This window comes from Rhodococcus sp. LB1 (genome assembly GCF_001583455.1).
Taxonomy (GTDB): Bacteria; Actinomycetota; Actinomycetes; order Mycobacteriales; family Mycobacteriaceae; genus Rhodococcus_F; species Rhodococcus_F opacus.
Window position 1 is genome coordinate 23916 of the sequence record NZ_LTCZ01000036.1, and the last position, 19811, is coordinate 43726.

The 19811-nt window shown below is 62.9% G+C and carries 16 protein-coding genes; 5 read left to right on the top strand and 11 right to left on the bottom strand.

What is annotated here, in order from left to right; translation table 11 throughout:
- Nucleotides 1-77: 77 nt before the first annotated feature.
- The 6 genes from AZG88_RS07470 to AZG88_RS07500 all read right to left on the bottom strand — a co-directional run bounded on the left by AZG88_RS07470 (nucleotide 78) and on the right by AZG88_RS07500 (nucleotide 7497).
- Entirely contained in the window at nucleotides 78-1058 is a 981-nt protein-coding gene (locus AZG88_RS07470) for an ABC transporter ATP-binding protein (RefSeq protein WP_061040557.1), read from the bottom strand.
- Complete coding sequence (locus AZG88_RS07475; RefSeq protein WP_061040540.1) at nucleotides 1048-2061, bottom strand: ABC transporter ATP-binding protein; 1014 nt, start codon at nucleotides 2059-2061, stop codon at nucleotides 1048-1050. Before AZG88_RS07475 ends, AZG88_RS07470 begins: the two co-directional genes overlap by 11 nt.
- Before the next feature lie 55 nt (nucleotides 2062-2116).
- A complete protein-coding gene (locus AZG88_RS07480) occupies nucleotides 2117-3655 on the bottom strand; it encodes an ABC transporter substrate-binding protein (RefSeq protein ID WP_197436013.1) in 1539 nt (512 codons plus the stop codon).
- Nucleotides 3656-3711: 56 nt separating this feature from the next.
- Complete coding sequence (locus AZG88_RS07485) at nucleotides 3712-4605, bottom strand: ABC transporter permease (protein WP_061040542.1); 894 nt, start codon at nucleotides 4603-4605, stop codon at nucleotides 3712-3714.
- Nucleotides 4602-5555, bottom strand: a complete 954-nt coding sequence (locus tag AZG88_RS07490) for an ABC transporter permease (RefSeq protein WP_061040543.1) — start codon at nucleotides 5553-5555, stop codon at nucleotides 4602-4604. The genes AZG88_RS07485 and AZG88_RS07490 overlap by 4 nt, the downstream gene beginning before the upstream one ends.
- A 691-nt stretch (nucleotides 5556-6246) precedes the next feature.
- Nucleotides 6247-7497: an acyl-CoA dehydrogenase family protein gene (locus AZG88_RS07500; RefSeq protein WP_231913866.1), complete on the bottom strand. Its 1251-nt coding sequence runs from the start codon at nucleotides 7495-7497 to the stop codon at nucleotides 6247-6249.
- 45 nt (nucleotides 7498-7542) lie between these two features.
- Between AZG88_RS07500 and AZG88_RS07505 the strand changes: the two genes are divergently transcribed.
- The 5 genes from AZG88_RS07505 to AZG88_RS07525 all read left to right on the top strand — a co-directional run bounded on the left by AZG88_RS07505 (nucleotide 7543) and on the right by AZG88_RS07525 (nucleotide 14066).
- Complete coding sequence (locus AZG88_RS07505) at nucleotides 7543-9540, top strand: alpha-ketoacid dehydrogenase subunit alpha/beta (protein ID WP_061040546.1); 1998 nt, start codon at nucleotides 7543-7545, stop codon at nucleotides 9538-9540.
- Between the two features lie 114 nt (nucleotides 9541-9654).
- On the top strand, nucleotides 9655-10407 hold the full coding sequence (locus AZG88_RS07510) for an SDR family NAD(P)-dependent oxidoreductase (RefSeq protein ID WP_061040547.1): 753 nt from the start codon (nucleotides 9655-9657) through the stop codon (nucleotides 10405-10407).
- A 142-nt stretch (nucleotides 10408-10549) separates the two neighbouring features.
- Entirely contained in the window at nucleotides 10550-12073 is a 1524-nt protein-coding gene (locus tag AZG88_RS07515) for an acyl-CoA synthetase (RefSeq protein ID WP_061040548.1), read from the top strand.
- A 108-nt stretch (nucleotides 12074-12181) separates the two neighbouring features.
- Nucleotides 12182-12934, top strand: coding sequence for an SDR family NAD(P)-dependent oxidoreductase (locus tag AZG88_RS07520; RefSeq protein WP_061040549.1), 753 nt, complete (start codon nucleotides 12182-12184; stop codon nucleotides 12932-12934).
- Between the two features lie 457 nt (nucleotides 12935-13391).
- Nucleotides 13392-14066, top strand: coding sequence for a TetR/AcrR family transcriptional regulator (locus AZG88_RS07525; RefSeq protein WP_231913867.1), 675 nt, complete (start codon nucleotides 13392-13394; stop codon nucleotides 14064-14066).
- Nucleotides 14067-14090: 24 nt separating this feature from the next.
- On the opposite strand, the gene AZG88_RS07530 is transcribed toward AZG88_RS07525, so the two are convergent.
- The 5 genes from AZG88_RS07530 to AZG88_RS07550 form a co-directional block, all read right to left on the bottom strand.
- Nucleotides 14091-16190 (bottom strand): 3-hydroxyacyl-CoA dehydrogenase NAD-binding domain-containing protein, encoded by a 2100-nt coding sequence (locus AZG88_RS07530; protein WP_197436016.1) that lies wholly within the window; start codon nucleotides 16188-16190, stop codon nucleotides 14091-14093.
- A 60-nt stretch (nucleotides 16191-16250) separates the two neighbouring features.
- Nucleotides 16251-17465 carry an acetyl-CoA C-acetyltransferase gene (locus AZG88_RS07535; protein ID WP_061040551.1) on the bottom strand — a complete coding sequence of 405 codons (1215 nt, stop codon included), beginning with the start codon at nucleotides 17463-17465 and terminating at the stop codon, nucleotides 16251-16253.
- Nucleotides 17462-17893: a pyridoxamine 5'-phosphate oxidase family protein gene (locus AZG88_RS07540; RefSeq protein WP_082764339.1), complete on the bottom strand. Its 432-nt coding sequence runs from the start codon at nucleotides 17891-17893 to the stop codon at nucleotides 17462-17464. Before AZG88_RS07540 ends, AZG88_RS07535 begins: the two co-directional genes overlap by 4 nt.
- Before the next feature lie 59 nt (nucleotides 17894-17952).
- Nucleotides 17953-18702 (bottom strand): enoyl-CoA hydratase-related protein, encoded by a 750-nt coding sequence (locus AZG88_RS07545; protein WP_061040553.1) that lies wholly within the window; start codon nucleotides 18700-18702, stop codon nucleotides 17953-17955.
- Between the two features lie 79 nt (nucleotides 18703-18781).
- The gene (locus tag AZG88_RS07550; RefSeq protein WP_061040522.1) at nucleotides 18782-19726 is read right to left on the bottom strand and encodes a cyclase family protein; all 945 of its coding nucleotides are present in this window, start codon (nucleotides 19724-19726) and stop codon (nucleotides 18782-18784) included.
- Nucleotides 19727-19811: the final 85 nt, after the last annotated feature.

Below are 19811 nucleotides of genomic sequence, written 5' to 3' on the forward strand. Positions count from 1 at the left end.
GGCACGAGCGTCGACAGTTGGTGCGATGCGCCGCCAGGTGCCAGGTCTGCCGACGCCGGCGGACCTGGCACCATCCATCAGTCGAGGGGGTAGTGGCAGGCTGCGTACTGACCGGGCCGGACTTCACGCATCACGGGCTCCTCGACAGCACAGTGGTCCTGCGCCATCGGGCAGCGCGTCCGAAATCGGCATCCTCGCGGTGGCCGCAGCGGTGACGGGATATCCCCCTGGAGAGCCGGACCCGCAAAGCCGTTGTCGGGGTCGGTCAGGGGCACCGAATCCAGCAAGGCCCTGGTGTAGGGATGTGCCGGCCGGTCATACACCTCGACCGAGTCGCCGAACTCGCACACCTTCCCGAGATACATCACCAACACGTTGTCGCTGACCGTACGCACCACGCCCAGGTCGTGAGCGATGAACACGATCGTCAGATCGAACTCCTGCTTGAGTTCCTCGAGCAGATTCAGGATCTGTGCCTGCACCGACACGTCCAATGCCGAGACCGGCTCGTCACAGATGAGAAGCCGCGGATTGAGCGCCAGAGCGCGTCCGATCGCGAGCCGCTGCGCCTGCCCGCCCGACAGTTGACGAGGCACCATGTCAGCGAATCGATCACCGGGGAGACCCACTTGGTCGAGCACCCGCTGGGACGCGGCCGCCTGGTCTGCGGCCGTCGCCCCGTCGATCGCCAGACCCTCGACGACGATCTCCTTGACCGCCCGACGGGGATTGAGCGATGCCACCGGATCCTGAAAGATCATCTGCATCTCACGACGCAGCCGCCGCATGCGCCGCTCCGGAACTGCTTCTATCCACTCGTCCCCGTACCGAATTCGACCGCCGGCGATGGGATCGAGACGCAGAACAGCCCGTCCGGTCGTCGACTTGCCACACCCGGACTCACCGACGATGCCGAGCGTCTCCCCCTTGCGGACATCGAAACTGATTCCACCGACCGCCTTGAACGAACCGCCCTTCGTGCTGTATTCCACCTCGAGATCTTGCACGCTCAAAAGCGTGTCATCTCCGCGCAGGTGCGCGGTTCCGCTACCGGCCAACGAGTTCACCTCCGAAAGCTGTTTCTCTCACCGCGGGTGCGGTATTGGTACACGCAACTGCGTGGTCCGATCCGACCGAGACCATAGCGGGTCCGGGGTCGATGCATGCCGACTCCACATACGCACACCGTGGAGCGAAACGGCAGCCCGGCGGCGGATTCGTCGGTGTCGGTAGCGAACCAGGAATCAGGTTCAACGGGGCATGACGTTCATGGTCGATCGTGGGGGTCGCGCCGAGCAGCGCATGGGTATACCGGTGCCGTGGAGCATCGAAAACTTGCCGGGTGGAACCGATCTCGGCCAGTTTACCCGCGTACATCACTGCGACGCGGTCGGTCCGGCCGGCAACAACCGCAAGGTCATGGCTGATCAACATCAACGCCATTCCCCGCTCCATCTGCACCTTGCGCAGCAAGTCGAGGATCTGCCGCTGAATCGTCACATCGAGCGCGGTCGTCGGTTCATCGGCGATGAGAAGATCAGGCTCGCAGGCCAATGCGATCGCGATCATCACACGCTGACGCATTCCACCCGACAACTCGTGCGGATAGTTTCGCAACCGACGCTCAGGATCGGGAACACCAACCTCCCCAAGCAGATTCAATGCACGATGGCGGGCCTCGGAGCGGGAGACGCCGAGATGACGCCGCATCCCTTCCACCAACTGCCGATCGATACGCACTACCGGGTTGAGAGATCGACCCGGGTCCTGGAACACCATCGCGATCTGCTTGCCCCAAATCCCTTCGCGTTGTTTCTGATTCAACGCCAGAAGATCACGGCCCTGGAAATAGACTTCGCCGGTTTGAGCCGCCTGCGCCGGCATCAGTCCCATGATGGCTCGCGCCATCACCGACTTTCCGGATCCCGACTCACCCACAATGCCCAGCGCCTCCGACGCAGCCACTCCGAACGACACATCATCGACTGCCCGCACCACACCTCGCGGCGAGCCGATATAGGAATGCAGATTCTTCACCTCGAGGAGGGGGGTTTCACTCATCGTTTCCTAGCCTTTCGTCGGCGAAGGCGAACATCGTCTTCAGTCATACCAGTGCCTACTTCTGTATCCAGAGAGTCTCCGGAAGCACCGACCCCATCCCGTACTGCACGATCCCACCGACCTCGGTGCCGGCGATGACTCCCGGTGCAGCGCGGGAGTAGAAGATGACGGGGTTCAGTTCGACGAGGCGCTTCTGGACGGCCTCGTACGCCGCCGTGCGTTCTGTTTCGTTTCCGGCAACGCGGCCTCTGTCGAGGGCCTCGTCGAGTTGAGTGTCCTTGATTCCGCTGTAATTGCCGCTGGAGGTGCTGTGGAATCCGAACCACAACCGCGGCTCCGGGTCACTGAAGACGACCGTACTCGAGATGACGTCGTAGTCCTTTTTGCCCAGAATTCGACCCACCTGAGCGAGATCGATGGTGCGAACGTTGACCTTGACGTTGTCGAACACACTCATTTGGGTCAGCACAGCTTCGCCGAGGGATTTTCCTGTGGGGTACAGGGAGAGGGTGAACTCCAACGGCTCCCCCTCACTGGCGAGTTCGTCGAGAAGTCGCTGTGCTTCGTCGTGGTCCGGCCGCGACAGCGAAATATCCTTGTAGAACGGCGAGGACTCGTCGAACAAGTGCGCTGGAATCTTCCCCGTTCCCTCGTATACCGCGGTGTTGAGCGTATCGAGGTTCAACGCGGTGGCCAGCACCTTTCGTGCCCGCGGATCGTCGAACGGTGCCTTGGTGCTGTTCAACACCAGGGACGTTCCACCACCGAGCGGCGCGACGGAGCTTTGCAGCCCGGTGTTCGTCGCCTTGTCCAGATTCTGCCAGATGCCCTCCAGGGCGAAATCAGCTCCACCACTGAGCACGGTGTTGTAGCGCTGTTCCGCGTCGGAAATCGCTCGGATCTCGAGTCTGTCGAGGTACGGACGTGGGGCGTCGTAGTAATTCGCGTTGCGGGTGAGGCTGATGACGTCCTGTCGCGACCAGTGCTCGAGCGTGTACGGCCCGGCACCGACGGGGTTGGAGTCCTTGTGCGCCTGATCGGCTGCGAGAGTCTCCGGTGAGGCAATCCAGTTCAGCGAGGTCTGGAGGATCGCATTCGCGAAATTCGGAACCGGGGTCACCAGGTTCACCCTCAGCGTGCGTTCATCGACGACGTCGCTGCTGTCGATGAGTCGCGCCTGCGGAATATCCGGAGACGCAGTAGCCGGATCCTTCACGTGTTCCCACGCAGTCTTCACCGAGTGAGCGGTAAGGGGGCTTCCATCGGAAAACCTCAACCCGTCTCGAAGGACAAGGGTGAACGTCTTCCCGCCGTCGGTGGAGAAGAAATTCTCCGCCATCCTGTATTCGATGGCACCAGACTCGATGTTGTTGATCATGAGAGTGCCGTACAGGGCATTACCCAGAAGCGGGGAATTCGCCCACGAGTTGGAAATCAGGGCCGGATCGAGACTGCGCGGCTCCGCCATTTCGACGATTCGCCCGGTTCCACCAGCAACGGGGTCGCCCGAAGGTCCCGCGACCGCGATCGCGCCCACTGAATGACCACTGCCGCAGGCGCTCGACGCGAGCATCGCCACAGCACTCACTGCCACGAGCGCGTGCCTTCTGAGGAACATGTCCGACCTTTCATTGACTTCCGAGCAGTAAGTCAGTCCTGCATGGAGCGGTCGAACCGCAGGCGCAGGTGATCACCGATCTGATTCAGAGCGAAAACAGTGAAGAAGATGACTGCCGCCGGGACGAACACCATATGCGGCGCAGTGGCAATCGCAGCCTTGCCGTCGCTGATCATTCCGCCCCAACTCGGCTGTGGCGAAGGGATACCCATCCCCAGAAAGCTGAGCGACCCCTCAGCGACGATCAGCGCCGCGATCACGATCGGGAAGAACGCTCCCAACGACGGCACGACATTCGGGAAGATCTCCTCGAGGAGGATCCTGCCATCGCCGGCACCGAGATTCTTCGCAGCACGTACGAATTCGCGCGACGACCAGGAGATGGTGGTGGCCCTCGCCAAACGTAGAAACGCCGGGATCGTGACGAGTGTCAGACCGATGAGAATCGTCGTGACACTCGGAGTCAGGATCGAGGCCAACGCGAGGAGAAGAATCAGAGGCGGGAATGCCAACATCGCGTCCGCGACAAGTGACAGGCACCAGTCCGTGCGCCCGCGGAAGTAGCCGGCGAGCATTCCCAGACTGGCGCCGATACCCAGACCCGTGAAGCCGGCCACGACACCCACCACCAACGACACTCGCGCGCCATGGATGCACCGGGACAGGATGGACCTCCCGTAGCTGTCCGTGCCCAGCAGCAAGTCGAGTGAACCCCATTGTGGTGGAACACGTGAACCCCCGACGGGGACGGAGTATTCCGCAATCGGAAGCAGGTTCGCACACAACGCCAGAAGAATCACCGCTCCGAGCCAGAAGTAGCATGCCCAGACGACAACCGAACGCTTCTTCGTGGGTGGCGCAACAACTGGCCGTCTTGGCGCCGCGCCGACTGCGGAGGCCTTGACCACCGGGCTGGTGAGTGTCACGCGCGAACCGCCTTTCGGACCCTCGGATCAAGGAAGCCGTAACTGGTATCAACGAGCATGTTGACGACCACATAGACCAACGCGATGAAGACGACAATGCCCTGGACCGTGATCACGTCACGAACAGTGATCGACGACGAGACGAGCTGGCCCAGCCCGGGTAGACCGAAGAGAATCTCGACAACCACGGTGCCGCCGATCAACCGCCCCAAACTGATGCCGGCCATGGTGATCAACGAGAAGGACGAGGGCCGCAGCGCATGCCGGAACAACACGTATGTCCGCGGCATCCCCTTCGCCCGCGCCGCCGACACGAAGTCCTCCCGTAGCGTGCTGACCAGATCCGTCCGAAGCAACCGCTGGAACGTCGCAACCTCGACCAACGCGATGGCCACCGCAGGCAGGAAGGCATGCTGGAGGTTCGCTCCGAGGCCATCACTGATTCGCGACCACCCCGAGACCGGGAACCAACCGAGCTGCACGCCCAGGAAATAGATCAACACCGGACCCGCAATGAACGCCGGAACCGCCAAGAACCCGGACGAGACAGCACTGATAGCGCGATCCACAGCGGTTCCCTCAGTCGCGGCGGCCACGACGGCCAGCACGATGGCGATGGCAACGCCGAGGAACAGGCCCATCACGGCCAGTTCGATCGTCACGGGAAGACGATCCAGGATCGCCTGGGTGACGTCCTGACCAGTGATCGGCGACGAACCCAGGTCGCCGTGAAGTGCAGATCCGAGCCAATCCACGTACTGACGCCACAACGGCCGATCCAGGCCGAGCTCAGTATTCATCTGGGCGACAGCCTCGGGGGTGGCGTTCTCGCCGAGAACCACATCAGCGACAGATCCGGGCGCGAGGCCGAGTAATCCCACCACGGCCACCGTTACGAGGAATAGAACGAGAAGGCTTCGACCCACTCTTTTGGAGAATATGAGCGCCATGGCGATCGCCTTCGACCCTTTCCGTATTCGCGCGACAAAGCAAGGGATGGAGCGCCGCGGGCGTCGGGTCCGTGGACTCGGACGTTTTGTTGCACGTTGAGAGAACCCGACTTGGGCAAAGTCCGTCCCGCTTCATCGGCGCCTGCACTGTGCGCAGCTGCCATTGGCGTCGAGATCCGGGTGATCTGTCCGACCACGAGATTCGACTCCACTCCTGGCGCACGCTGTGCGCGAGCAGCATAGGCACCGCATCGGCACCTCCCGTTTCTTCACCACAAGGCCAGGGCTATGACCTGCGTCACGCAAAGATAGACCAATTGCTCAAAACAATGCAATAGGGGAACCCCAAGGTCGACGAGGCAGACATTCACCTGCAGCGAGACAGGTGCCGCCGAGCGGCAAGCCTGCGCGGCGTCGCCGGGCGCCGCAGCCTCAGCGCGCCTCTCACAGACCCCAGGTGCACGAGTGGTCTGCACGGGGTGGTACGGCGCGGCGCCGACGAGCACCCTCCACTCGAGGAGTGGATGGGGACCGTCGGTCGGTGTCCTCGACAGGGGTGATGGCGGAGATCGCCAAGTGGGGTCGCTCGGAGGCGACGCGCGATGGAAAGGGGGGTGCCAGTCGACCCCGGACGAACCGGCAGCCACTCGCACCACACGATCAGCGCGGCAGCCTGTCGGAGCGCAACAGGTCAGGTGCGAACAGACCGGATCACGGTGCGGGCAATCACGTTGCGCTGGATCTCATTCGTACCCTCGCCGATCTCCAGAACCTTCGCGTCCGCGTAGAATCGAGAGATCTTCGATTCTCGGATGTAGCCGTAGCCTCCGTGGATCTGAACGCTGGCGCTGGCGGCACGGTTGGCCACCTCAGATGCGTACAGCTTGGCCATCGCAGCCTCCTTGCCGAACGGACGACCGCTGTCTGCGAGCCACGCAGCGCGATAGACTAGGCTCCGTGCAGCTTCGACTTCGGTGGCCATGTCGGCCAACTTGTGCTGCACCGCCTGGAAGTCGGCGAGACGCCTGCCGAACTGTTCCCGTTGCGTCGCATGCACAGACGCGAGATCGAGTGCCTCTTGAGCGAGCGACAACCCCAGTGCAGCAACGCTGATTCGGCCACCGTCCAGTACGTCGAGGAACTGCCGAAGCCCGTTGCCCTCTTCTCCGATCAGATTATCGGCCGGGATCCAGCAGTTGTCGAAGATGAGTTCCCGCGTGTCCATCCCGTGCCAACCAAGCTTCCGCAGGGGGCGTCCGACTGTGTATCCGTCGGTTCCAGTGGGAACGAAGAACGTTCCGAATCGCTTGGATCCGTCGTCATTCGTCCCAGTGACGGCGAGTATCGTCACGCCGAGACTCACCTCGGTTCCGGCATTGGTAATGAACATCTTTGCGCCATTGACCAGCCAACCGCCGGCATCCTGCCGCGCTGCCGTCCTGATTCCCGACGCATCGGATCCCGCAGTGGGCTCCGTCAGTCCGAATGCCCCGATGTTCTTGCCAGAGGCGAGGGGAGTGAGCCAGTTCTTCTTCTGTTCTTCGGTGCCGAACACAGCCAGCGGAAGCGACGCAATCGTCGAGTGTGCATTCCAGGCTGCTGCGAACGATTGATCGGCAGCGCCGATCGCTTCCATCGCCGCCACGTAGGAGACGTAACCTGCATCAGTGCCACCGTACTCGTGCGGAATGAGCAGCCCGGTAAGGTCGAGTTCTCCCATCTTCAGGAACACGTCGGAAGGGAAACGCTCCTCCTCCGACCAGGACTCGGCGTACGGCTCGATCTCCTTCTCGGCGAAGTCACGGCACAGTTTCTGAAGCTCGATCGCCTCGGCAGGCAGGTCTAGATCCATGTCGGGTCCGTCCTGTGAATAGGTCGCCGACGGCGACTCTTGTTTTTTAGAACAATCGGTATAATATTGACCACACTGTGCCCCAGTCAAGAGTCGACTCGTGCGCGAGTCTCCACACCGATCGGCGAAGACATAATGACGCTTGCTGAAACAGGTTCGACAGCAAACTTTTTCGATGACCCCGCAACTCTGGCCGTGTTGTACCGGCGGATGCTGAGGATCCGCCGATTCGAGGAGCACGCCTCCCGACTGTATCGCGCAACCCAGATACCGGGCTTTCTGCATCTGTCCATCGGTCAGGAGGCCACCGCCGTTGGCGCCTGCTGGCCGCTCGACGACCGGGACGTCATCACGTCCACACATCGCGGACACGGGCATTGCATCGCCAAGGGCCTGGATGTCGACGGCATGTTCGCGGAGTTGATGGGAAAGGAGACCGGCACCTGCAAGGGCCGCGGTGGCTCGATGCACATCGCGGACCCGAGAAAGGGGATCTTCGGTGCCAACGGCATCGTCGGCGCCGGAATGCCGATCGCGGTGGGTGCCGGCACCGCAGCCCAACTACGCGACGCGGGCGGGGTTGTGGTCGCCTTCTTCGGCGACGGTGCCGTGGCCCAAGGGGTGTTCCACGAGTCGGTCAACCTTGCAGCGGTGTGGGACCTTCCGGTGATCTTCTTCTGCGAGAACAACGGGTACTCCGAGTTCTCCCCCGCGGTAGACCAGCATCGCGCGACGCTGCGTGAGCGAGCAGTCGGCTACGGGGTCGAGTTCCACCAAGTCGATGGCAACGACGTCACGAAGGTCGCCAGGCTTCAGCGAGAGCTCGTGCACCGGCTTCGGGCGGGCGGCGGTCCGGCAATCGTCGAAGCCACAACCTACCGATGGCACGGCCACTACGAGGGTGACCCGGAGAGCTATCGGAGTGCAGCCGAACTCGAGGAGTGGAAGAAGAGGGATCCGCTGATCGTCCTCGGCGACACGATGCGTCACCTTGGGATGGCCTCGGAACTCACTGCGATCGAAGCTGAGGTCGAAGCGGAGATCGAGCACGCCATCGCGAAAGCGTCGGACGCCCCGTATCCGGCGGACGAGACGGTGGCGGAATACGTTTCGACCCCTCGCCTCGTCGTGCCCGAGCCTCCCGTTCCCACCGAAGGTTCGACGAAGGTCATGCATGCGATCACCAATGCCTTGACCTACGAGCTGGAGAACGACCCGACGGTCTTTCTGGCAGGGATCGACGTCGGCAAGGGCGGAAATGTCTACGGCTTGACCCGCGGTCTGACCGAGAGGTTTCCCGGACGAGTTCGGGATACTCCCATCTCGGAGAGTGCAATCATGGGAACGGCGGTCGGCGCGGCCATGGCAGGCTTCAAGCCAGTGGTCGAGTTGATGTACTTCGACTTCATCGGCGTGTGCCTTGATCAGTTGATGAACCAGGCCGCCAAACTGCGTTTCATGACAGGCGGGGCCGTATCGATGCCCCTCGTTGTCCGTACTCAATTCGGTGCCGGAAAATCCTCCGGCAGCCAGCACTCGCAGAGCCTCGAAGCCCTGTTGGCACATATTCCGGGCCTGACGGTCGTCATGCCGTCGACGCCGGCCGACACTTACGGACTGCTGCGAGCCGCCATCCAGGATCCGAACCCGGTGATCTTCGTCGAGAACCGTCTTCTCTACGGCAAGAAGGGGCCAACGCCGCCGGCGGACCATGTCGTTCCGCTCGGCAAAGCAATCGTGCGTCGGCCCGGCCGCGACGTCACTGTGGTGTCCTATTCGAAGATGATGTACGACTGCCTGGCAGTCGCCGATCGCCTCGCCGACGACGGAATCGACGTCGAAGTCATCGACCTTCGCACCATAAGTCCGCTGGACTTCGACACCGTGCTCGCGTCGCTCAGCAAGACCAACCGCCTCGTCGTCGTCCACCAGGCGGTCGGCGAGTTCGGTGTCGGAGCGGAACTCGCAGCTCGGGCCGTCCGAGAAGGGTTCTGGCACCTCGATGCCCCCGTGATTCGGGTGACCGCAGGGTCGACGCCTGCACCGTACTCGCCGCCCCTCGAGCAGAAGTGGTTGCCTGACGAGGCCCGCATCGAGGACGCAATCCGGGAAGCGCTCGATGCCCACCCCTGAAGTACCGCTGCGACCAGGACAACCGAGATCGATGACACCGTCGGACTCGCGAAGGGCGTCCTGGACCACTGACACACCAATTGTTCGTCTGGGACCGAAGGACAGGAGTGCGCAATGAGCGCTAAACTCGAGGGAAAGACCGCTGTTGTCACAGGAGCGGCTGGTGCACTGGGATCAGCGGTGGCCACACACTTCGCCACCGAAGGCATACGGGCAATCGTTCTCGCCGACATAAATCTCGACGCTGTCGGCGCCCTGGCGGAAACGCTGCGAGCACAGGACATCGAGGTGGTCGCAGAACATCTCGACGTCGCGGACGGGGACGAATTCGATGCGCTGATCCACAATGCAGCAGTAAGATTCGGAGCGATCGACACCCTGGTGAACACCGCTGGCATCGTCTCGCCGAATGCACGCATTCACAACCTCTCCACAGCGGACTGGGAGCGGTCGATGTCGGTCAATCTCACCGGTACGTTCCACGGCATCCGAGCGGTCGCACGCACCGCGAGGAAGAAGACGAACGTATCGATTGTGAACATCGCATCGGTCAGTGGACTGACCGCGTGGACATACGCCGCTCCCTACTGCGCATCAAAAGCCGGCGTGATCCACCTGACCCGAGTTGCCGCTCTCGAGTACGCGAAGGAAGGAATCCGGGTCAACGCCGTATGCCCCGGCACCTTCCCCACCGCACTCCATGACAGCTTGCCGGCTGACGCGCTGACTGCGATCGAAGACAGGCATCCACTGGGTTTCGGCGCACCCACAGACCTCACCGGCGCAGTCGCCTTCCTCGCAAGTGACGAATCACGCTGGGTGACAGGACACTCACTGGTCGTCGACGGCGGGTACTCGCTACCCTGACGAGCTCACCTCCGAGGACGCGCAGGCGGAAACCCGGTTTCCGGACGGCCATGGTGCAAATCGTCGGAATCAAGAAAATTCAGCTATGTAGCCTGACCAGTACGTTCAACCGGCAGCTACCGACCCGATCGAGAGCCTCACCGTGTTCAACTTTGCCTCCGTGCTCGAACGAAACTCACACCGATTCGGCGACAGAATTGCCGTTTCGGAGGGCGATCGCGAGCTGACCTACCGTGACCTGCAGTCGCGCGTCCAGTCCGCCTCCGTCGCCTTGCGCGACCTCGGAGTGACGCCGGGCGACATCGTCGCCGTTCTGTTGTACAACCGGATCGAGTTCATCGAAACAATGTTGGCAGCCAACAGGATCGGCGCCGCCATCCTGCCGCTCAACTATCGGCTGTCTCCTTCCGAATGGCAGTACATTCTCGAGCACTCGGATGCCGCCACCATCGTCACTGAGGCAGAGTTCGTCACGGCCGTCGACACGATTGCAGGGTCACTGCCGAACCTTCACCACAAGGTGACGCTGGACCTTCCAACGGATTCCACGTGGCGCGAGTACGACACGCTGATCAGCAAGGGCCATGGGCAGACAACGCAGATTGTCGATGTCAGCCCGGGCTCGCTGCAACGACTCATGTACACCTCCGGGACCACATCGCGACCGAAGGGCGTGATCATCTCCCATGAAAACCTCATCTGGAAGAATCTTGCCCACATCCTCGAGTTCTCCCTCACCGCGGGAGACAACACCCTCATTTGCGGACCGCTGTACCACGTCGGAGGCATGGATCTGCCGGGTTTGGCGACGTTCCACGTGGGTGGACGACTGAGCCTGCTCCGCAAGTTCGATGCGGCCGGCGTCGCGAACTCGATCGAGACCCTACGTCCGACCAACATCTGGCTGGCGCCTTCGATGATGAATGCACTGCTGCAACTGCCGGACATCTCCGATCGCGACACTTCGTCGATCCGCTTCATCACCGGCGGGGGAGAGAAGATGCCGATCCCGTTGCTCAACCGTATCTCCGAGGCCTTTCCCGGCGCGTGGTTCGCCGACGCATACGGGCTCACCGAAACAGTGTCCGGCGATACCGTCAACGATGCCGCACACATGCGATCGAAGGTGGGTTCGGTCGGACGGCCGGTGCCCCACGTCCAGGTGGCCGTGGTCGACGAACTCGGGACACCGGTCGAGGCCGGAGAACTCGGCGAGATCGTGGTTCGCGGCCCCAAGGTCATGACGGGGTACTGGCGGGACGAGGAAGCAACGCGCAAGGCCCTCCGCAACGGCTGGTTCCACACGGGAGACATCGGTCGCCTCGATGCCGACGGATACCTCTACATCGAAGATCGCAAGAAGGACATGATCGTCTCCGGCGGTGAGAACATCGCCACCCCGGAGGTCGAACGCGTGCTCTACGAGCACCCGGACGTTGTCGAAGCTGCAGTCGTGGGTATGCCTCATGCACGCTGGGGCGAGGTTCCCCGGGCATTTGTCGTACTGCGTGCCGGCAGCGGCGTCGACTCCGAGACGCTCAAAGAGTTCTGTCGCACACGGCTGGCCAAGTACAAGGTTCCTGCGGAGATCGAGTGCCTCGAGTCCCTGCCCAGAACGCCTTCGGGAAAGGTACTCAAGCGCGTCCTGCGCGAAACCCCCGCCTGAGCGCGAGGGAAGGCGCAACTCCAAGCGCTATCGACACAACGGCGTTCGCAAAGCGAGCGTCACCGATTCGCGCCTACCGGTGCACGATCGAAATGGACGGAAAAAGGGATGGGCATCGCGAACGCCGACGTCTCGGGACGACGAGTAGTCATCACGGGTGCCGGGCGAGGACTCGGGAGAGTTCTGGCGACAGCATTCGATTCAGCAGGAGCTCAACTCGGTCTGGTGGCCCGATCGGAGCAGGCACTGACGAAGGTGGCCTCCACCCTCAGCGGCGACCCACTGATCTGCGCGGGCGATGTGCGTGCCGACGGATTCAACGAGACCGTTGCCGACCAGATGGTCGAGCGTTTCGGTGGAATCGATGTGTGGATCTGCAATGCCGGCGTATCACCTGAGGTCGCCGCCGTGGAGCAAACGGATCCTGCCGTGTGGCGCGACATCATCGACGTCAATCTGACCGGCACGTTCCTCGGCGCACGTGCGGCCGCCACAGCCATGGGATCGGGGGGCCGTATCATCGTCACGGGTTCAGTCGTCGGTATCCGCCCTCGCGGAGGACTGGCGGCGTACGCGGCCTCCAAGAGCGGCTCTCATGCACTCGTGCAGTCCATGGCACAAGAACTCGGGCCACGGCAGATCACCGTCAACGCTGTTGCACTCGGATGGTTCGACACCGGACTCGGCGCGCACTGGCACCGTGACACCGAACGCGAGAACGACATCGCTCGGCACACGGCACTGGGACGTTGGGGAACTCCGGAAGATCTTCCGGGAATTTACCTCTTCCTTGCCTCCGAGGCATCGGCATATGTCACGGGGTCCGCGATCACGGTCGACGGCGGATACTCACTCATGTGACGCCCCTCGTGCCACACGCCCGCACTGCGAATCGGCAGTAGCGAATGCGGAGTGTCACTGTCGGGTGGCCAATCCTCGACGGCGTAGCCGTCAGCGACCGGACGGAACCGAATAGCTCTGTGAGTCAGCGAAACTGAAGGATTCGATGATCCGAGGCCTGACAGACCTTCGCCGCGAATGATACGGCCCGCGGGTCGCCCATTCGCCCGAAGGAGTGTGACCGGATGCCCCCCGTCGCCGGTGAGGTCGAGGAGGGTCGCCTGTACTGCCTTCCCCCCACATCTCGCCGACGATGTGATAAGAATGGTCGGTTGATGAGGTTACTGTCCAGTTGTAATAACAAAATTCGACTTCAGTAAGCCGGCGTCAACGTGTGGCGTGTGCAGAGGTAGACGGAACGACGGAGATGGGCTGCGAAGTCATGGCAAGACCACCAGGGCACGGCCCCGCTTATGAAGTGAAGCGCCAGGAGATCATCGACATCGCCGCCGCCCTCTTTGCGAAGAAGGGATACGCGGGCACCGGCATCGCCGAGCTCAGCGAGGCCACCGGGACGGCACGCGGGGCGCTGTACTACTACATCGGATCGAAGGAGAACCTTCTGGTCGAGATCCAGAACCGGGTCATGGAACCACTCCTCACCGCTGCCCGGCGAATTGCCGATCTCGAGATCGACCCTGTCCTGCAGCTCCGGATGCTGTCCCAGTCGCTACTGGAAAACATCCTTGCTCGGCTCGACCACGTTTGGGTCTACGAACACGACTACAAGAGTCTGCGTGGAACGAACCGCTCGCGCCTCTTGGGGCAACGGCGAGAGTTCGAGGACCTCGTCGAGCAGATTCTCGTCGCCGCCATGGACAAGGGATCGTTCCGGAAACTCGACCCTCGCCTGGCCACGCTCCAGTTCCTCAACATGCACAATCACACGTATCAGTGGATCAAGCCCGGTGGTGAGTGGGACGCGGAAACGTTGTCCAGGGAGTACTGCATGACCCTTATCTCGGGATTCCGCAGCGAGAGCTACCAGATCGACGATCTGGACGAGCGCGTGCACGACTACGTGGGCCGCAGAAAGACCTCACCCCCCGAATCGCCGTCACGCATCCGCAAGCGACGCAAGCAGCAAACATAGTCCTGCGATGTGAACGCGAGCGCCCTACCTCAGCGATGTGGGAGGTTGGAACCGCTCACCGTACTTGGCAGCCAACTCCTCTGCGCGGGCCACGAAACCGCCCTTGCCGCCCTCGTAGCCGGTAACGAACTGGCTGACACCACCGGTCCACGCCGGGTAGCCGATGCCCATGATCGAACCGATGTTGGCGTCGGCCGTGGAGGTGATTACGCCCTCGTCGAAGCACGTGACCGCCTCGATGGCCACGATGAACAGCACCCGGTCGATCAGGTCCCGAAGGGGCGGGGTCGCCGATCCGGAGTCGAAACGCTCACGCAGCCCCGGCCACAGGCCGACACGCTTGCCGTCAGCGTAGTCGTAGAAGCCCGCCCCACCCAGACGGCCGGTACGGCCGCCGTCGACGAGACATTCGACGACCGGGCCGACCGTTGGTTCCCCAACTAACGCCTCGGTGTCCTCGCGGATCCCCTGAATCAGGGCGAGGCCGACTTCATCCGCCAGCTGCAGCGGTGCAGCGGAGTACCCGGCCTGCAAACCGGCCTGCTCGACACTCGCCGGCTCGACCCCCTCGGCGAGCATGGTGATGGCCTCGTTGACGTACGTACCGAGGAGACGCGAGACGAAGAAGCCAGGCGTGTCGTTGACCACGATCGGTGTCCGGCGAATGGACTGGACGTAGTCGAATGCCCGAGCCAATGCCTCGTCGGACGTCTTCTCTCCACGGATGATCTCCACGAGCGGCACCTCGTCGACCGGTGAGAGGAAGTGGAAGCCGAGGAAGTCTTCTTGACGCTTCACCCCGGCCGCGCGACCCGAAACGGGAAGCGTCGCGGTGCTCGAGCACAACAGTGCGTTGGGTTCGACGATGTCCTCGATCTCCTGGAATGCCCTGTGCGTGCTTTCAACCGATTCGAACGCGGTCTCGACGACGAGGTCGACACCCGCAAAGTCGGCGGCATCAGCTGTCGGGGTGATCCTGGCAAGGAGTGCCTCAGATCTGCCCTGTGCGCTCCGACCGTCCGAAAGCGCCTTGTTCTCAAAGTCTTCGGCGTGAGACTTGCCCTTCATCGCAGTCTCGATGGCGACGTCCCCGAGGACGACCTCGAAACCCGCCTTTGCGGAGAGGTAGGCGATGCCCGCGCCGACGGGGCCTGCGCCGAGAACGCCGACCTTGGTGATCGGGGTCTTGGCGATACCGGTGGGACGTGAGGCGCCCGCCCTGATCGCCTGCTGATCGAAAAAGAACGCCTGCATCATGTTCTTCGCGACTTGACCGGTGACCAGCGACGTGAAATAGCGAGCCTCGATGATCATCGCGGTGTCGAAGTCGACCTGCGAGCCCTCGACCGCAGCTGCCATGATCGCGCGAGGAGCCGGCATGGGAGCGCCCCTGAACTGCTTGCGCAGGTTCGCCGGTAGCGCCGGAAGGATTGCGGCGAGTGCAGGAGTTGCGGGGGCTCCGCCGGGGATCCGATAACCCGCCCTGTCCCAAGGCTGTACACCACCTTCGGGATTGGCCTTGATCCAGTCCTTCGCGGCAGGCACCAGTTCGTCGATGGAAGATACGACCTGGTCGACTAGTCCCATGTCCTTCGCCTCCGCCGGTCCGCGCGTCCCTCCTGGGACGAGGACGCGGAGGACCGCATCCTGCAGACCGAGCATCCGAACGGTGCGGACGACGCCGCCACCACCGGGCAACATGCCGAGAGTCGACTCGGGGAAGCCGATCTTGACGCCCTCGACGTCCGCCGCGATGCGGTGGTGGGTGGCAAGCGCGATCTCGAGACCGCCACCGAGCGCGGCGCCGTTGATGGCGGCAACCACCGGCCTGCCGAGAGTCTCGAGGCGACGCAGCATCGCCCGGAACATCTCGACGTTCGCGAGGACCTCGTGAGCCTGATCTGGGCCAATCGTGATCGTGCGCCTGAGGTCACCGCCCGCGAAGAAGGTCTTCTTGGCGGAGGTGAGCACAACGCCGGTGACGGACTCCCTCTCCCCGTACAGGCGGTCGACTGTGGCCACGAACGACTGCTTGCACAGGTCGTTCATCGTGTTGGTGCTCTGGTTCGGGTCGTCCATGGTGAGCACGACGATGCCGTCGGCGTCCTGCTCCCAGTCGATCATGTTCTTCTCGGTCACGTAGATCGGTCTCCAGGTAATCCGAGCGCAGGAAAGGCCGGTCGCCTAGACGCGCTCGATGATGGTGGCCACGCCCATACTGCCGCCGGTGCACAGCGTGACCAGAGCCCGCTTCGCACCGCGACGCTCGAGCTCGTCGACCATGGTTCCGGTGATCATCGCTCCGGTCGCGCCGAGCGGGTGCCCCATCGCGATCGCGCCGCCATTGACGTTGAGCTTCTCGTCCGGGATGTTCAGATCCTTCGCGAACTTGAGCGCCACGGACGCGAACGCCTCGTTGATCTCGAACAGGTCGATGTCGTCGACGGTGAGGCCGGCCTGCGCGAGAACCTTGTGCGCCGCCGGGGTGGGGCCGGTGAGCATGATCGTCGAGTCGGCACCGCTGGTGGCGGTCGCGACGACGCGGGCGCGCGCGGTCAGACCCATCTCCTTGCCGGCCCGATCCGAGCCGACGAGGACCAGCGCGGCGCCGTCGACGATGCCGGAGCTGTTGCCGCGGTGGTGGACATGGTCGATCTTCTCGACCCAGTGGTACTTCTGCAGCGCGACGGCGTCGAAGCCGCCCATCTCACCGATGCCCGCGAACGACGGCGCCAGCGTGCCCAGCGCCTCGACCGTGGTGCCCGGACGCATGCGCTCGTCGTTGTCGAGCACCACGACACCGTTGATGTCCTTGACCGGGACGACGGACTTGACGAAGTATCCGCCCGCCCACGCCTTCGCCGCGAGGTCCTGCGAGCGGGCCGCGTATCCGTCGACCTCCTCGCGGGAGAAGCCCTCCATCGTGGCGATCAGGTCGGCGCCCACACCCTGGGGAACGAAGTAGGTATCGTAGTTGGTCGCCGGATCCAGCATCCAGGCGCCGCCATCGGAGCCCACCTTCACCCGGGACATCGACTCGACACCACCGGCGATGACCAGCTCGTCCCAGCCGGAGCGGACCTTCTGCGCGGCCATGTTCACGGCCTCCAGACCGGACGCGCAGAACCGGTTGATCTGCACGCCGCCGACCGTTTCGGGCAGGCCCGCGACCGTCACCGCGGTCCGGGCGATGTCGGCACCCTGATCGCCGAGCGGCGAGACGACACCCAGGATCACGTCGGAGATGCGGTCCTCGTCAAGATCCGGGAACCGGACCCTCAGTTCGTCAATCAGGCCGGTGACCAGGTCGATCGGCTTCACTGAATGCAGTGAGCCGGACGCCTTGCCGCAGCCGCGTGGGGTCCGGATGGCTTCATAGATGAATGCCTCCGTGGTCACCGTTTCGGCGCCTTCCGGAAGTCCCAACTCACGATCTTGCTCGGCATCACCCGCAACCATCCGTGGCGACCGTCGGCCTTGAACATGTCGCTACCCATGTACTTTCGCGCGAAGCGAAGTTCCACCTCCGTCAATCGACTGTCGACGGTCGAACCCCGGGGTACGTCTCCGACACTCTCCGCCTGCCCGCTGATCTCCACTCCGCGCAATTCTTCGAATCCGTGTCCGGCATCGATGACGATCGACACCCGGGGATCACGCGTGATGTCCTTCCAGCGTTGGCTTCGCACAATCGAATTGAGCCACAAGCAGGTTCCGTCCCAGACGAACCACAACGGCACGACGTGCGGGGTGCCGTTGCCGTCCACCGTTGCGACACGGCAAGTCCGCTCCTCGGCGAGGAAGCTGTCGATCTCGTCCTGTGTCATTGCGATCGATCGGCCTCGACGCTGCTGCCTTACTTCTGCCATTCAGACCCTCGATTCTGTCAGCGCCCACGCCATTGCGGGGTCCTGCGTTCGAAGAAGGCGTTGATGCCTTCTCCCATGTCTTCCGAGGCCTTGACTGCCTCGATCGCTCGCGCTGTTGCTTCCCACCCTCGGTCATCGGCCTCGGAGAACTGGGATGCGATAGCGGCAAGCGTCTGCCGGACTGAGATCGGGGCTGATTGACAGATCTCGTCAGCGAGATCGCGTGCTTGGCGAAGGGCGTCACCCGGCTCGGTGACGATGTTGACCATTCCGAGCTGGAAGGCGCGATCGGCGGTGAGTCCCGCGTTGGTGATGAGGAGTTGTTTCGCGACATGTATCGGCAGCGCGCGAATCGCCCGAAACAGCGCTCCGGACGTGGCAACGACTCCTCGTTGCGTCTCGGGTAGCGCGAATCGCGCAGTGGTGGACGCCACGATGAGGTCACAAGCCAGTGCAACCTCGAATCCGCCACCCAGAGCAGGCCCTTCGACGGCCGCAATCAACGGCTTGATTCGGCGCCGCCGGATGAGCCCGTACTCACCGCCGCGATCGGTGCGTGCCTGTGCACCCTCTTTGAGGTCCGACCCCGCGGAGAAGACCGAGTCACTTCCGGTGATCACCCCAACCCAGATGTCGTCGTCATCGTCGAGTCGGTCCAGCGCAGTGCTGATCCCCGTCGCCATCTCTGGATCTATCGCATTGCGCTTGTGTTCACGGTCCAAGGTTACGACGAGAACTTTGCCGTGAAGCGTCTGGCGGATGGGCATTCCTACTCCGTGGTGAAAGCTGCGTGCGCTCGGGGGTCAGCCTTCTGCACCTGTGCGTGTGTGCTCATCGGCCGGCCGCCTACTTGAGCACGATCGGGGTGACGGGGGATCCGGCGGAGTTGGTGACCTTCAGCCCCGGAGCACAGAACAGGAACTCCCACACCCCATCCGCCTCACAGTCCACCGCCAACTCCTCGAGATTGAACATCTCACCGAGCGTCAGACCCATGTCACGGATGACGACCTGATGGAACGGAATCGTGGCACCAGGAACCGGACTGGGCCACACCTCACCCGAATGATTGTCGATCGCCAACGCCGCCACCTCCCGGTCGTAGAGCCACTGACAGGTATCCAGACACGGACCCGGAGCGTTACCCAGGAAATGCTCACGGTCACCCTCGAGGAACCACCGGTAGGATCCGGTCCGCAACAACACCACATCACCGGACTCCACCCGCACCCCCTGACGCTGCTCCGCCGCCAACAGATCCGCCTCGGTGATCTCATACGAGTCCGCGAGCCGATCCACACCCTTGAGCCCGGCAATGTCGAGCAGAACCCCCCGCGAGATCAACCGATCGACCGCCCTGTGGAACGAATTACGAGACGCACCCACAAAGTTGTTGACCGCCCCCGCAGGCACATCGTTGTAGAACTTCCCGCCATACCCCACATGAGCGAGCCCATCCCACTGCGTCGCCGACTGCAGCCCGGTGATGATCATGTCGTCCGCCGAGATCAACCCATCCGCGGTCTTCGCCGTATCCGACGGCAGCAACGTCATGACGTGAATCGGATTGGTCCGCAACCCCCCACCCTTGAACGGGCCGTCCTTGTCGAACGGCATCCCCAGATCGAACGCCTTCCCGGTCCGCACCAACTGCGCCGCGGAAACCCGTTTCTCGGGGGTGACGAAGTTCAGCGTGCCGATCTCGTCGTCGTCGCCCCACCGCCCCCAGTTGTTCAGCTTCCGACCGAGTTCATGATGCGGCCAAACCTTGTCACCGCTGCCATCGCTCATGGTGTCGTCCTCCTCATCGGTGTGCCATGTAGTGCGTCACGCAATCCATCAGACTGCCGGGAATGTAGAAATCGGACCGATCCGT